A 13,753-nucleotide genomic window follows, 5' to 3' on the forward strand; every position below is an offset into this window, starting at 1 on the left:
CCTTTGCGCGGCTCAGCCGGCCAGCGCGATGCGGGCGACGGCGAAGATGCTGACGATCGCGCCGAGCACCGCGATGAACTTCACGCCGGTCTGCAGGACCAGGGCGAGCAGCGAATGGTGGATGTAGTCCTCGAGGATCACCTGGAGGCCGAGCTGCGCGTGCCAGAACATCGCCACCAGGAAGCCGACCAGCAGCACGGCATTCCACGGCCGCGACACCTCGTCGGCCGCGGTCAGGTAGTCGCTGCCGACCAGGCCGATGACGAACCAGACGAACCACAGGCCCAGCAGCGCCAGTGCGGTAGCGGTCAGGCGCTGGCGGATGAAATGCTCGGTGCCGGTCTTGGCCGACCCCAGCCCGCGCACGTCCTTCAGCGGCGTGCGGAACCTGTTGCCCGTACTCATGCGGCACCTCCATTCAGCGCAAGGGTCCAGATCGCGGCGGTGATCGCCAGGCTGCCGACCACCGACATCCAGCTGCTGCGGATGAAGGCCGGGATGCTGAAGCCGATGGCGAAGTCCTGCACGACGTGGCGGACACCGTTGCAGATGTGGTAGCTGAAAGCCCAGCTCCAGCCGAACAGGAACACCTTGCCGTACCAGGCGCCGGCCACGCCGGTGAAGCAGGCCCAGGCATCGGGGCCGAGCATCAGGGACAGCAGGCCTGCAGCGATGACCAGGGCACCGACGGCCAGAACCATGCCGGTGGCGCGGTGCAGGATCGAGGTCACCATCTGGATCTGCCAGCGGTACACCTGCAGGTGCGGTGACAGGGGGCGTTCGCGGCTGCTCATCGGCAGGTTCGTCTCGGCTGTGCGGCATCGGGCCGCGTGGCTGTTGGCGCGGCGTCAGAAGTCGACGCAGCGTCCGTTCTTTTCCCAATCACCGTAGCGGGTCGGCTCCGGTCCGTCGCGCCCGCCGAACTCCCGCGGCCTGGACTTGCCCGCGTCGCGGTCGGCGGGCGGCAGTGTTCCATCCTCCGGCGCGCCGGCAGGCTCGGGAACCGCGGGGCTTTGACCTATCATGGGACTCCTTGCAACGCACAAAATTTTAAGCCCCGGTCAACGTGCCTGACAACCAGCCTTTCGTATCCCCCTTGAATCCGCCGGGTTTTTTCCCGCTCGACGACCATTCGGTGCTCGCGCTGGAGGGCCCGGAGGCGATCGCGTTCGCCCACGCGCAGTTTTCCAGCGACGTGGCCGCGCTCGCCGTCGGGCACTGGCAATGGAGCACCTGGCTCACCGCCAAGGGACGGGTCCTGGCCGTATTCGCGCTGCTGCGCACCGGCGAGCATGCGTTGCGGCTGGTGCTGCCGGACGTCGATGCGGCGGAGCTGGCCGATGCGCTTCGTCGCTACGTGTTCCGGCGCAAGGTCACGCTCGCCGCCCGGCCCGACCTGCGCGTGGCCGGCGCCTTCGCCGCGCCCGCGCAGGCGCGCGGACCGCTGCTGGCCGGCGACGAAGCCAACGGCCTGGAGCTGGACTACGGCACGGCCGCGCTGCCGCGTACGCTGCGCCTGGCGGGCGGACCTGGCGCCACCGAACCAGCGTCGACCGAGGCCTGGTCGGTCGCCGACCTGCGCCTGGGCCTGCCGCGCCTGCCGCCGTCGCAGCGCGAACAATGGACCCCGCAGCAGCTGGCCCTAGACCGGCTGGCGGCCTTCAGCGTGAAGAAGGGTTGCTATCCGGGCCAGGAGATCGTCGCCCGCACCCATTTCCTGGGGCGGGCCAAGCGTGAGCTGCTGTTGCTGCAGGTGGCCGACGCCGCCGAGCCGGGCGCCGCGGTGGTCCAGGCCGGCCAGGCGATCGGAAGCCTGGCCAGCGCGGCGGGCCGGTCGCCCCGCTACGCCCTGGCGGTGGTGCCGCTGGAGCGCGCAGACGTCCCGCTGCAGGTGGGCGATGCGGAAGCGCGTGTGGAACCGTTCGTGGAAGGGCTGGCGCGCTGAGCGACCCGGAGCGGCGGGCCTGCCCCGCCGGTCGCGGGCAGCGGGCCGTGCCCACCGCATGACGTTCGGATGCAGGCCGCCTGGCGCGGCGAGAAGACGCTCAGGCCGCCAGGCGCAGGCCGCTGCCCGGATCGAAGAAGTGCAGGTGCGCCGGATCGGCGCGCAGGCTCAACCGGGTGCCGGGTTCGGGCAGGCCCTGGGGCGGCAGGCGCGAGACCAGCGCGCGGCCGGCGAAATCCAGGTGCAGGAAGGCCTCGCTGCCGACCGGCTCGACCACGTCCACCCGCGCCTGCAGTCCCTCCCCGGCCGCCGGCAGCAGGTGCTCCGGGCGCACGCCCAGGGTCACGCGCCGACCGAGCCAGGCGCCGGGGACCTCCGCGCCCGGCAGCGGCACGTCGCCCTGCCCGTCCAGCACCAGTCGCAGGCCGTCGGCCGCGCGCAGCTCGCCCTCGAGCACGTTCATCGCCGGGCTGCCGAGGAAGCCGGCCACGAACAGGTTGGCCGGCCGCTCGTACAGCGCCATCGGCGTATCGATCTGCTGGATGCGGCCCGCGTCCAGGACCACGATCCGCTGGCCGAGGGTCATCGCCTCGACCTGGTCATGGGTGACGTAGACCATGGTGGTGCCCAGGCGCTGGTGCAGCCGCGCGATCTCGGTGCGGGTGGAATGGCGCAGCTTGGCGTCGAGGTTGGACAGCGGCTCGTCCAGCAGGAACACCGACGGCTCGCGCACCAGCGCCCGGCCCAGCGCCACGCGCTGGCGCTGGCCGCCGGACATTTCCCGCGGGCGCTTGCCGAGCATGTCCTGCAGGCCCAGCATCGCCGCCGCGTCGGCTACCCGCCGGTCCAGCTCGGCGCGCGGGGTGCCGCGCAGCTTCAGGCCGAAGGCGAGGTTCTCGGCGACGGTCATGTGCGGATACAGCGCATAGCTCTGGAAGACCATGGCGATGTCGCGATCCTTCGGCTCCACGTCGTTGACCACCCGCTCACCGATGCGCAGGGTGCCCGACGTGATCTCCTCCAGCCCGGCGATCATCCGCAGCAGCGTCGACTTGCCGCAGCCGGACGGACCGACCAGCACCATCAGTTCGCCATCGGCGATCTCGAAGGTGGCGCCGTGCACCGCCACCTGGCCGTTGCCGTAGACCTTGCGGACCTGGTCCAGCTGAAGACCCGCCATCGTGACCTCCCGGGAATACGTATGCATGGCCCGCGCGCGCGACCTCCGCCCGGCCGCTCCGATGATGTCACGCGGCAGCATCCGCTGGCGACCGGACGCACCTGGCAGCGCAATGGCGAGCTACCGCCGCTGGCCCGCGCGACAACGCCTGCGCATCGACGACCCATCCCTGCGGCGGCGCGCTACGGGCCCGCGAAGGACCTCGGCGACCATGCGCGGCAGGATGTTGGCTACCGTTTCCGTGGACACGGTTTTGACCACTGGACAAGAAGCGCGGCGGACCGCCATATTTCCCAAGTTAAGGCACGGCCGCACGGAGCACCCGGACGCCCCGCCACCACGCCCGTCCCCGGGCACGCCCCCACCGAAAGAAGCCACGGAACCGATGCCACACGCCACGGAAGCCCACCGGATGCATGACACCCTGCTGCTGTTCGGCGCCACCGGCGACCTGGCGCAGCGCTACCTGTTCCCCTCGCTGCTGCGCCTGCAGGGCGACGGGCTGCTGCCGGAGGACTTCCGCGTGCGTGCGCTGGCGCTGTCGCCGCACGACACCGGCAAGTTCCGCGAGATCCTGCGCGAGCGCTTCGCCAACCTGGCCCACTACTCGCCCAGCGACGATCAGGTCGAGCAGTTCCTGGCGCGCGTGGACTACCGCTCGGTCGACATGCGCACGCCCGAATCGGTGGCCGACGCGGTGCGCGACATGGTCGACCGTCCCTGCGTGAGCTACCTGTCGATCCCGCCGGGCCTGTACATCAGCACCTGCGAAGGCCTGGCCCTGGGCGGCGCGTTCAAGGCGCCGAACCGGCTGATGCTGGAGAAGCCGATCGGGCACGACCTGGATTCGGCGCGCGAGATCAATGCCACCATCGGCCGGCTGATCGACGAGGACCGGATCTTCCGCATCGACCACTACCTGGGCAAGGCGGCGGTGCAGAACCTGCTGGCGCTGCGCTTCGGCAACACGCTGCTGGAAGCGGTGTGGAACCGCAACTACATCGACTCGGTCAACATCCTGGTCTCCGAGACCGAGGGCGTGGACGGCCGCAACTCGTACTACGCACGCTCCGGCGCGCTGCGCGACATGGTCCAGAGCCACATCCTGCAGCTGCTGTGCCTGGTGGCGATGGAGCCGCCGGCCTCGCTGGGCGCCGACCGGATCCGCGACGAGAAGGTCAAGGTGCTGCGCGCGATGCGTCCGTTCAGCGCCGCCGAAGCGCAGCGCCACAGCGTGCGCGGCCGCTACATCGCCGGCACGATCGATGGCGCCCCGGTGCAGGCCTACACGCCTCCGGATGACAGCGATGTCGAAACATTCGTCGGCGTCACCGCCCACATCGACAACTGGCGCTGGGCCGGGGTGCCGTTCCACCTGGTCACCGGCAAGCGCATGGCCGAGCGGTCGACCGTGGTCACGGTGACGCTCAAGCCGGTCACCCACTGGCTGTTCGAGCGTCCCGACGGCGCCCATGCCGCGCCCAACCGCCTGACCTTCCGCCTGCAGCCGCAGGAGGACATCGAGCTGGGCCTGATGAGCAGCCTGGCCGGCCCCGAATGGGGCACGCTGGAGCTGCATCCGCTGGAGCTGGAGCTGTCCTCGCAGCCGGGCCACAACCGCCGCATCGCCTACGAGCGCCTGTTCCTGGACGCACTGCACGGCAGCCACGCCCTGTTCGTGCGCAACGACGAGGTCGAGGCGGCCTGGGCCTGGACCGACAGCGTGGTCGACGCCTGGAAGAGCGGCCACGTGCCCATGCAGTACTACCCCGCCGGCACCTGGGGCCCGCACGACGCCAACGCCTACCTGCCGGCCGAGTTCGACGCGGTCGGGCGCCCGGCCAGCCGCGGGACCTGACCATGTCCGCCACGCTGCTGATCGCCGACATCGGCGGTACCAATGCCCGCTTCGCCCTGGCCGACCCGCACGCGGCGACGCCGCTGCTCGACGACAGCGTGCGCGAGTTCGCGGTCGCCGACTTCCCGTCGCTGGCGGACGCCGCGCGCCACTACCTGGACCAGGCCGGCGCGCACGCCGACCGCGGCGTGTTCGCGGTCGCCGGCCGCGTCGATGGCGACGAGGCCCGCATCACCAACCATCCCTGGGTGATCTCGCGCAGCCGCACCCGCGAGATGCTCGGCTTCGACCAGGTGCACCTGCTCAACGACTTCGCCGCGCAGGCGATGGCCATCAGCCTGTACCGGCCCGAAGACCTGGTCGCCATCGGCGGCGTGGCCTGGAACCCGGCGCCGGCCGACCAGCCACGCACCTATGCGGTGCTGGGCCCGGGCACCGGCCTGGGCGTGGGCGGCCTGGTGGTCCGCGACGGCCGCTGCTACCCGCTTGAGACCGAAGGCGGCCACGTGAGCTTCCCGCCGGGCACGCCGGAGGAGATCCGGATCCTGGAGATCCTGTCGGCGCAATTCGGCCGTGTGTCCAACGAGCGGCTGATCTGCGGTCCGGGCCTGGTCAACATCCACCGCGCCCTGTGCGAGCTCGCCGGCCTCGACCCGGGCCTGCTGGAGCCCAAGGACATCACCGCACGCGCCGCCCAGGGCGATGCCCTGGGGATGCGCGCGGTCGACGTGTTCTGCGCGGTGTTCGGCGCCATCGCCGGCGACCTGGTGCTCACCCTGGGCGCCTGGGATGGCGTGTTCCTGACCGGCGGCCTGGTGCCGAAAATGCTCGACTCCCTGCGCCACAGCGGCTTCCGCCAGCGCTTCGAATACAAGGGGCGCTTCTCGCCGACGATGGCCCGGGTGCCGTCGCTGGCCGTGGTCCATCCGCGCGCCGGCCTGCTCGGCGCAGCCGCCTATGCGGTCGACCTGCTTCGCCGGGAGGCCGCATGAAGCGCAACCCGCCCGTGCGCGACTCGCGCGTGGAATGGATCGAGCACGGCGATCCGGAAACCTGGATCCACGGCATCGTCGCCGACATGGAACGCATGCTCGCGGTCGAGCTGGCGATCCGCGGCCGGGCGCGCATGCTGCTCTCCGGCGGCACCACGCCGGCCCCGGCCTATGCACAGCTGGCCGTCGCGCCGCTGGACTGGTCGAAGATCACCGTCGGCCTGGTCGACGAGCGCTGGCTTTCGCCGCAGGACAGCGCCAGCAATGCGCGCCTGGTACGCGAGAGCCTGCTCGACCGCGCCGACGTCGGCCGCTTCGAGCCGCTGGTCCGCGAAGGCCTGACCCTGGCCGAGTCGGTCCACGCCGCCAACGTCGAGGCCGAACACGCCCAGGAAGCCTGCGTGGCCGTGCTCGGCATGGGCAACGACGGCCACACCGCCTCGCTGTTCCCCGGCTCGGCCGACCTCGACCGCGCCCTGGCCAGCCCGCTGCCGTACGCGGCGCTGGACGCCAGCGGCTGCCCGGTCGCCGGCGACTGGCCCTTGCGCATCACCCTGACCCCGGCCGGCCTGGCGCGTACCCGCCACCGGCTCCTGCTGTTGCGCGGCGAGACCAAGCGCGAGGTATTCCTGCGCGCGCTGCAAGGCGACGACGTGCGCGAACTTCCGATCCGCGCGGCACTGGGGATCGGCCTGGAACCGGTGCGCGTGCACTGGTGCGAGTGAAGACATGAGCCTGCATCCGAAGATCGAAGCCATCACCGCGCGCATCGTCAAGCGCAGTGCCCCCTCGCGTGCGGCCTACCTGGCCGGCATCGACCAGGCGGTCCGCAACGGGCCCAACCGCACGCCGCTGAGCTGCGCCAACCTGGCCCACGTGTTCGCCGCCTGCGGCGACACCGACAAGGCGCGCCTGCGCGCCGACGCGACGCCCAACCTCGGCATCATCACCGCCTACAACGACATGCTCTCGGCGCACCAGCCGTACGAGCACTACCCCGAGCGCATCCGTGCCCTCGCCCGCAGCCTGGGCGCGACCGCGCAGGTCGCCGGCGGCGTGCCGGCGATGTGCGACGGCGTCACCCAGGGCCGCGGCGGCATGGAGCTGTCGTTGTTCTCGCGCGACGTGATCGCCCAGGCCGCCGCGATCGGCCTGAGCCACGACGCGTTCGACGCCGCGCTTTACCTCGGCATCTGCGACAAGATCGTGCCGGGCCTGCTGATCGGCGCGCTGGCCTTCGGCCACCTGCCGGCGCTGTTCGTGCCGGCCGGGCCGATGCCCGCCGGCATCCCCAACAAGAAGAAGGCCGAGGTGCGCGAGCGCTACGCCGCCGGCGAAGCCACCCGCGAGGAGCTGCTCGAGGTCGAGGCGCAGTCCTACCACTCGGCCGGCACCTGCACCTTCTACGGCACCGCCAATTCCAACCAGGTGCTGCTCGAGGCGATGGGCGTGCAGCTGCCGGGCAGTTCCTTCATCAACCCGGGCACGCCGCTGCGCACCGCGCTCGACGACGAAGCCGTCCACCGAGTGCTGAAGATGACCGCGCTGGGCGACGACTACCGCCCGCTGGGCCGGTTGATCGACGAGCGCGCCATCGTCAACGCGGTGGTCGCGCTGATGGCCACCGGTGGCTCGACCAACCACACCATCCACTGGATCGCCGTGGCGCGCGCCGCCGGCGTGGCCCTGACCTGGGACGACATGGACCAGCTCTCGCAGGTGGTGCCGCTGCTGGCGCGCGTCTATCCCAACGGCGAGGCGGACGTGAACCGCTTCCAGGCCGCCGGCGGCGTGCCGTTCGTGTTCCGCGAACTGCTCGATGCCGGACTGATGCACGACCTGACCACCGTCGTGCCCGAGGGGATGCGTGCGTTCACCCGCGAACCGCGCCTGGAAGGCGGCGTGCTCACCTCGGTGCCCGCACCGGCCGCTTCCGGCGACGAATCGGTCGTGCGCACTGCGGCCGCGCCGTTCGAAGCCCAGGGCGGCCTGCGCCTGCTGCGTGGCAATATCGGGCGCGGCCTGATCAAGCTGTCCGCGGTCAAGCCCGAGTACCGCTATATCGAAGCGCAGGCGGTGGTGGTCGACGCGCCGCAGAAGCTCAACAAGCTGCATGCCGCCGGCGTGTTGCCACGGGATTTCGTCGCGGTGGTGACCTACCAGGGCCCGCGCGCCAACGGCATGCCGGAGCTGCACTCGCTCGCCCCGTTGCTGGGCATGCTGCAGAACCAGGGCCGCAAGGTGGCGCTGGTCACCGACGGCCGTCTGTCCGGTGCCTCGGGCAAGATCCCCGCGGCGATCCACGTCACGCCCGAAGCCGCGCGTGGCGGTGCGATCGGCAAGGTCCGCGACGGCGACATCGTTCGCCTGGACAGCGAGGCCGGTACGCTGGAAGTGCTGGTCGACGCGGCCGAGTTCGCGGCCCGCGAAGTCGCCGCCAACACCAGCCCCGCGCTGCACGACCTCGGCCGCAACCTGTTCGCCAACAGCCGTGCGCTGGTCGGTCCGGCCGACCAGGGCGCGCTGTCGATATCCTGCGGACCGCCGGCGCACGATGGCAGCGCCTGGGACTACGACGCCGAATACGAGCTCGGCTGCGATGCCGACGCGGCGCTCGCCCCGCACGAGGCCAAGGACGCCTGAGCCGGCCGCACACCGGCGCCGCGGCTTGCGACCCGCTTGTCGTAGGGCGGGGCTTGCCCCGCTGCTTCCGACCGGGCGAGGGAAAGTGCAGCGGGGCGAGCCCCGCTCTACGAAAAGCCGTGCGGGGAAGGCACGGCGGGGGCAAGCCCCAGCTCTACGCAAAGTCCGGCTCTCGGCGGATGGACAGATTGGATGCATCGGCAACCGAAGCGTTGGCGCGCGGGCGCTCCGGTTAGAATCGCTGTCCGCACGAACACGCACGGACCCCGCACCCCATGAGCATCGCCGATACCCAGGCCCAGGCCGAACAGCTGCTGCGCAAGTCCGGCATCCTGCCGGTGGTCACCGCCGACAGCGTGGACGAGGCGCGCAGGCTGTCGGCCGCGCTGCTCAAGGGCGGCCTGACGGCGATCGAACTGACCCTGCGCACGCCGGCCGCGCTCGATGCGCTGGTCGCGCTGAAGAAGGAACTGCCCGGCATCGCGGTCGGCATGGGCACGGTGCTGACGATCGAGCAGATGCAGAAGTGCATCGAGCTGGGCGCCGACTTCCTGGTCACCCCGGGTACGCCCGCGGAGCTGGCCGATGCGCTGTCGCGGGCGCCGATCCCGGTGGTTCCCGGCGGCGCGACGCCGACCGAGTTCCTTTCGCTGATGGCGCGCGGCTTCCGCGTGTGCAAGCTGTTCCCGGCCACCGCGGTCGGCGGCCTGGCCATGCTCAAGGGCCTGGCCGGCCCGATGGCCGACCTGAAGATCTGTCCCACCGGCGGCATCACCGAGGATACGGCGGCCGAATTCCTGTCGCAGCCGAACGTGGTGTGCATCGGTGGCTCGTGGATGGTGCCGAAGAACTGGCTCAAGGCCGGCGAGTGGGACAAGGTCGAGGCCAGCGCCGCCAAGGCCGCGGCGATCGTCGCCGGCGTGCGCGCGCGCTGAGGGCGCTGCGCGCCTCGTAGAGCGGGGCTTGCCCCGCTTCCCGGCCATCGATCGCCAACGGCGCAGGCGGGGCAAGCCCGCTCTACGCAGCCTCGAACGACAGGTGCAGGCGTTCATGGCGCCAGCACCAGGCCTGCACCACGTACCACGCGGCCAGCAGCAGCCCCAACTGCCACTCCAGTGCATTCTCCAGCCGGTCCTGGCGCGCGCGATCCTGCAGCAGCGCATCGCCGAGCACGTTGCCCACCCCCAGCAGCAGCATCGCGACGCAGATCGCGGCCATGGCCTGCCACTGCCGCAACGCTATGCCGGTCATCGCGCCGTTGCGCCAGCGCCGCAGGAACACCAGCTGGGCAAGGAAGCCACAGCCGAAGAACACGGTGATCCCATAGCGGCGCAGGAAGCCGTAGGCGACGCCCTCGGTGCCCAGGAATGTCGCGTACACGCCCAGCGCCAGCGCGCAGGCCAGCCCGAGCATGGCCAGCGTGCGTGACGCCATGCCCTTGGCCTCGAGCCAGCACGAAGCCAGCCACCAGTGGATCGCCACCAGCACCGCGCACGGAAGCATCAACAGTCGGAACAGGTGGTTGCCCAGCCCGTGCCGGGCCGCGCGGCTGATCGAGGTACAACCATCCCAATAGGGATTGCAGGCCTCGACGTGCCCACCTTGCAGCGACAACCACCATGCCAGGTGCACGGCCACCCCCATCACCAGCGCGATCGCCAGCGGACATGCCCACAACGTGATGGTGGTACGCGACATGGTCCGGCTCCGTTCGCCTGCACCCGATCCAAACCCGATTCCAGGCCGACCGCATCCGCCACGGACGCGGCGCGCCGCCGCGGTCAGGGCGCGGCGACGCGCACGCTTGCACCGGGCCGGGCTATGCGCAGCTCGCCGTCGCGCCACTGCGCCGGCTCGCCGTCGATGGTGGTCGCTCCCGGCGTGCCCGGGTACGGCCAGGCCAGCACCAGCCCGCCCGGCGGCAGGCCTGCCTCGGCGGCCACGTCCAGCTGCAACTGCCCATCGCTACGCCGCAGCGAGTAGCCCAGTCGCCCGTGCGGCGTGTACAGCCCTTCGATCGCGACGCCCTCGCCGTCCAGCCAGTCCAGCGGCACGCCAGCGGCCAGCACCAGGCTGTCGTCGCGTTCGCGGGTATAGGCGAACATGTCCAGCGCCGAGCGCAGGAAGTCCGAAGCCACCCACGCATGAGGCAGGTCGCCGACGAAGAACGGCTTGCGCGGCGTGCGCGAGACCACCTCGGCCCACTGGTTCCAGTCGGCCGGCGCGCGATCCCTGAAGAAGTACTCCGTCGCCTCCCAGGCACGCTCGCGCCAGCCCAGGCGCACGAACGCGGCCACGTTGCGCCATTCGTACGGGGTGTAGTCCTTCCATTCGCGCTGGCCGTCGCGGCGCTGGACGAACTCGCGCCAGTAGCGCTCGAAGGTGTTCTCCAGCAGGTCGCGCGGCAGCCAGTCCTGCTCCCCGCCCGGTGCCAGCGCGATCGTGGTCGAGGTCGGGTCGAAGTCGCCCAGTTCGGCCGCGCCGGGCAGGTAGTCGATGCCGTGGCGGCGGGTCGCCGCGCGCAGCGAGGCCGCCAGGTCCGCGCGGAACTGGTCGCGCGCCCGGGCCATCCGCCGCGCGTCCTCGTCCCTACCCAGCGCCCGTGCGATCTCCACCGCGTCCTTGTAACCGCGCAAGGCCCAGAAGTTGTCCCAGTACGAATGCATCGGCTTGGCCGAGTAGCCCTCATGGCTGATCGACGCCGGCATCATCCCGTAGAACGCCGGATCCAGCGCCCGGTTCGCCACGGTACGCTCGCTGGCGCGCAATTGCTCCATGTAGCCGAACGCGCCGGCCACGTGCGGCCACATCGTCTCCAGGAAGGCGCGGTCGCCGGTGTAGCGCCAGTACTCGGCGATGTTGAAGATCAGCTCGCCATGGCTGTCGTTCTCGGGCACCGGGTCGCTGCCGCGGTCGTCGACGCAGCACGGCACCTTGCCGTTGTCGAACTGGTACGGCGCGTACCACTCCAGGTAGTCGCGCACCACCTCGGGCCGGCCCAGGCGCAGCAAACCTTCGGAAATCATCGCCCCGTCGCGGATCCAGCTGCGCGAATACGAACGCGTCCCCGGCTGCAGGCGCGGACCGATCCTCGAGACCAGCATGTGCGCCAGCGCGGTATGCACCGTGTCGGAGAACGCCTGCGCCTGCGGCGGCAGGCGCAAACGCACCTGGCCGAGCAGGTCCTGCCATCGCGCCTGCGCGGCCTGCTCGGCCGCGGCCAGGTCGAACCCCTCCGGCATCCGTGCCGGCCCGTCCAGCGGCGCCACCAGCGCGATATCACGCGTTTCACCCGGCGTCAGGCGCACGCGATACAACAACATGCCCGAAGCCAGTCCGGTCGGATCGACGACCGAACGCGTTGCGGGGACATCGCCCCCCGCCAGGCGCATCACCTCGAGCCCGGCATCGAATGGCGTGGCGAACGCCGCGTCCGGTTCGGCCACGGCGAACACCCGTGGCCTGCCGTCCACCACGACCGTGCTTCCCTCCAGCGCAAGCTGTTCGATCCGGCTCACCCCACCCACGGTGTTGAGGAACTGGCTGGGCGGATTGACCTGCAGCGGCCGCACGGCCAGCGCCAGGGTAACCTCGCGCGGTCGGTCGCTGGGGTTCTCCAGTCGATAGCGCATCACCAGCTGCGAATTCCCCGGCGTGCCCTGGGCGAAGGCGAGCACATCCAGCAACGGCGCAGGCGCATCGCCGGATGCGTCCCCGGCGGTCCAGCTCACGTTCGGCATCGGAATGCCGCCCGGACGCAGGCCCTGCCCGGTGCGCACATCGGCCCAGCTGCGCAACTGGCCATCCTCGAGCAGGAACGGCTCGACGCTGAAACCACCGCGCGATACCTCGACCGCGCCGTCCTCGCCGATCAGGCCCTGCTCGTGGCCGCCATCGATGCCGACGATGGTCCAGTAGGGCTGCTCGCCACTGAAGCCCCGCGGCAACCAGCCGCGCGGCAGGTCGGCCGCCACGGCCTTGATGAAATCGTTCGGATGGGCGGAGAACGACAGCGGCTGCACCTGCGCCTCGGCCAGCGCATAACCTCCACCATCGAAGTCCAGCGCGATCCGACGCGACTCGGCTTCGGGCAGGGCCAACCAGTCGGTGTCGCCGCGCCCCTCGTCCACGCGCCGCACTTCGCGCCAGCCCTCGCGCGGATCGTCCAGCAGCACGGCATAACGCGTCGGCCGCCGTTCGGCAGCCGACCAGTGCAGGCGCAGGCCGCCGAACTCGCGCACCTGGCCCAGGTCCAGCACCAGGCGTTGCCTGCCGCTGGCCCGCCAGGCGGTGGACAGGTCGCCGTCTATCGCCAGCGCCGCGGTACCACGCGAAGCGGTGGCTTCCGCCGCCACGGCCCGGGGTGGCGCCGGGGGGTCCACCGGCAGCGACTCGAAGGTCAGCCCGTCGAAGCACACCGAGCCGGCACCGCCCGCGTTGTTGTAGATGGTGAACTCGATCTTCGCGCTGCGGCGCAGGACCTTGTCCGCGTCCGGACCCCAGGCCTTGGAGATGTGCCGCTGGCGATATCGCACTTCGCTCCAGTCGCGCGGGAACTCGTACTTGGGCCGGTTCACCCACCACACGTTGTCGCCGCTGGCATCGACCAGCTTGAACTGCAGGTCGTTGGCCGGCGAATCGCCGCGCAGCCGGAAGGCGAAGCGGAAATTCTCCGGATACTCCAGCGGCAGGTCGCGCTGGATGCCGGCGTAGCCCGACACCCCGTTGAAGTCGTAGTCCAGGCACAGCGCCTTGCCGTCCACACCGTCCACCTGCCGGAGCGTGCCGCTGACTTGGTTGGAAGTGACCACGCGCCACGGCGAAGTGTCTTCGAAATCGTCGAGCAGACGCGGCTGGGCGTTTGCCACACCGGCGACCAGGGTCAATGCAAGACCGACCGCGCATGCGTGCCGAGGGGCCAGGCCTGTGCCCCCTTGGCGAAACACGCCGTAAATCCATCCATGGAGGCTCGACGGCGCCATCCATGGCGCCGACGGTTTCGCCAAGGGGGCACAGGCCTCGCCTGCCAGCGTGGGCAGCGAGCTGGTGGCAAACGCGAAAGCGACAGTACCCTCGGCTCCCCTGACAGCCACTTCACCGGATTCTCGAAGAGCAGGGTATCGACCCGGTCGCGG

At 70.9% G+C, this 13,753-nt stretch carries 12 protein-coding genes; 6 read left to right on the forward strand and 6 right to left on the reverse strand.

The window, feature by feature from the left end; genetic code table 11:
• Positions 1 to 12: 12 nt before the first annotated feature.
• From sdhD to ABKA19_RS06330, 3 genes are read right to left on the reverse strand one after another with little or no spacing between them, the layout of a single operon-like run.
• A complete protein-coding gene (gene sdhD, locus ABKA19_RS06320) occupies positions 13 to 405 on the reverse strand; it encodes a succinate dehydrogenase, hydrophobic membrane anchor protein (protein WP_353688193.1) in 393 nt (130 codons plus the stop codon).
• Complete coding sequence (sdhC, locus tag ABKA19_RS06325) at positions 402 to 794, reverse strand: succinate dehydrogenase, cytochrome b556 subunit (RefSeq protein ID WP_353688194.1); 393 nt, start codon at positions 792 to 794, stop codon at positions 402 to 404. The genes sdhD and sdhC overlap by 4 nt, the downstream gene beginning before the upstream one ends.
• 54 nt (positions 795 to 848) lie before the next feature.
• A complete protein-coding gene (locus ABKA19_RS06330; protein WP_353688195.1) occupies positions 849 to 1,025 on the reverse strand; it encodes a DUF1674 domain-containing protein in 177 nt (58 codons plus the stop codon).
• A gap of 41 nt (positions 1,026 to 1,066) precedes the next feature.
• On the opposite strand from ABKA19_RS06330, the gene ygfZ reads away from it, so the two are divergent.
• Positions 1,067 to 1,945: a CAF17-like 4Fe-4S cluster assembly/insertion protein YgfZ gene (gene ygfZ / locus ABKA19_RS06335; protein WP_502945729.1), complete on the forward strand. Its 879-nt coding sequence runs from the start codon at positions 1,067 to 1,069 to the stop codon at positions 1,943 to 1,945.
• A 100-nt stretch (positions 1,946 to 2,045) separates the two neighbouring features.
• On the opposite strand, the gene ABKA19_RS06340 is transcribed toward ygfZ, so the two are convergent.
• Positions 2,046 to 3,125 carry an ABC transporter ATP-binding protein gene (locus ABKA19_RS06340; RefSeq protein ID WP_353688197.1) on the reverse strand — a complete coding sequence of 360 codons (1,080 nt, stop codon included), beginning with the start codon at positions 3,123 to 3,125 and terminating at the stop codon, positions 2,046 to 2,048.
• Between the two features lie 412 nt (positions 3,126 to 3,537).
• Here ABKA19_RS06340 and zwf point away from each other — a divergent pair, with 412 nt between their 5' ends.
• From zwf to eda, 5 genes are all read left to right on the forward strand, one after another.
• Positions 3,538 to 4,983, forward strand: coding sequence for a glucose-6-phosphate dehydrogenase (gene zwf, locus ABKA19_RS06345; RefSeq protein WP_353688198.1), 1,446 nt, complete (start codon positions 3,538 to 3,540; stop codon positions 4,981 to 4,983).
• Positions 4,984 to 4,985: 2 nt separating this feature from the next.
• A complete protein-coding gene (gene glk, locus ABKA19_RS06350; RefSeq protein WP_162375715.1) occupies positions 4,986 to 5,975 on the forward strand; it encodes a glucokinase in 990 nt (329 codons plus the stop codon).
• A complete protein-coding gene (gene pgl / locus ABKA19_RS06355; protein ID WP_353688199.1) occupies positions 5,972 to 6,700 on the forward strand; it encodes a 6-phosphogluconolactonase in 729 nt (242 codons plus the stop codon). Before glk ends, pgl begins: the two co-directional genes overlap by 4 nt.
• Before the next feature lie 4 nt (positions 6,701 to 6,704).
• On the forward strand, positions 6,705 to 8,618 hold the full coding sequence (edd, locus tag ABKA19_RS06360) for a phosphogluconate dehydratase (protein WP_353688200.1): 1,914 nt from the start codon (positions 6,705 to 6,707) through the stop codon (positions 8,616 to 8,618).
• Positions 8,619 to 8,893: 275 nt separating this feature from the next.
• Positions 8,894 to 9,553, forward strand: coding sequence for a bifunctional 4-hydroxy-2-oxoglutarate aldolase/2-dehydro-3-deoxy-phosphogluconate aldolase (gene eda / locus ABKA19_RS06365; protein ID WP_353688201.1), 660 nt, complete (start codon positions 8,894 to 8,896; stop codon positions 9,551 to 9,553).
• Between the two features lie 82 nt (positions 9,554 to 9,635).
• On the opposite strand, the gene ABKA19_RS06370 is transcribed toward eda, so the two are convergent.
• Positions 9,636 to 10,316, reverse strand: a complete 681-nt coding sequence (locus ABKA19_RS06370) for a hypothetical protein (RefSeq protein WP_353688202.1) — start codon at positions 10,314 to 10,316, stop codon at positions 9,636 to 9,638.
• A gap of 83 nt (positions 10,317 to 10,399) precedes the next feature.
• Positions 10,400 to 13,486, reverse strand: a complete 3,087-nt coding sequence (locus tag ABKA19_RS06375) for a discoidin domain-containing protein (protein WP_353688203.1) — start codon at positions 13,484 to 13,486, stop codon at positions 10,400 to 10,402.
• Between the last annotated feature and the right edge of the window lie 267 nt (positions 13,487 to 13,753).

This window comes from Pseudoxanthomonas sp. Soil82 (assembly GCF_040446535.1).
In the GTDB taxonomy this organism is placed as follows: Bacteria; Pseudomonadota; Gammaproteobacteria; order Xanthomonadales; family Xanthomonadaceae; genus Pseudoxanthomonas; species Pseudoxanthomonas kaohsiungensis.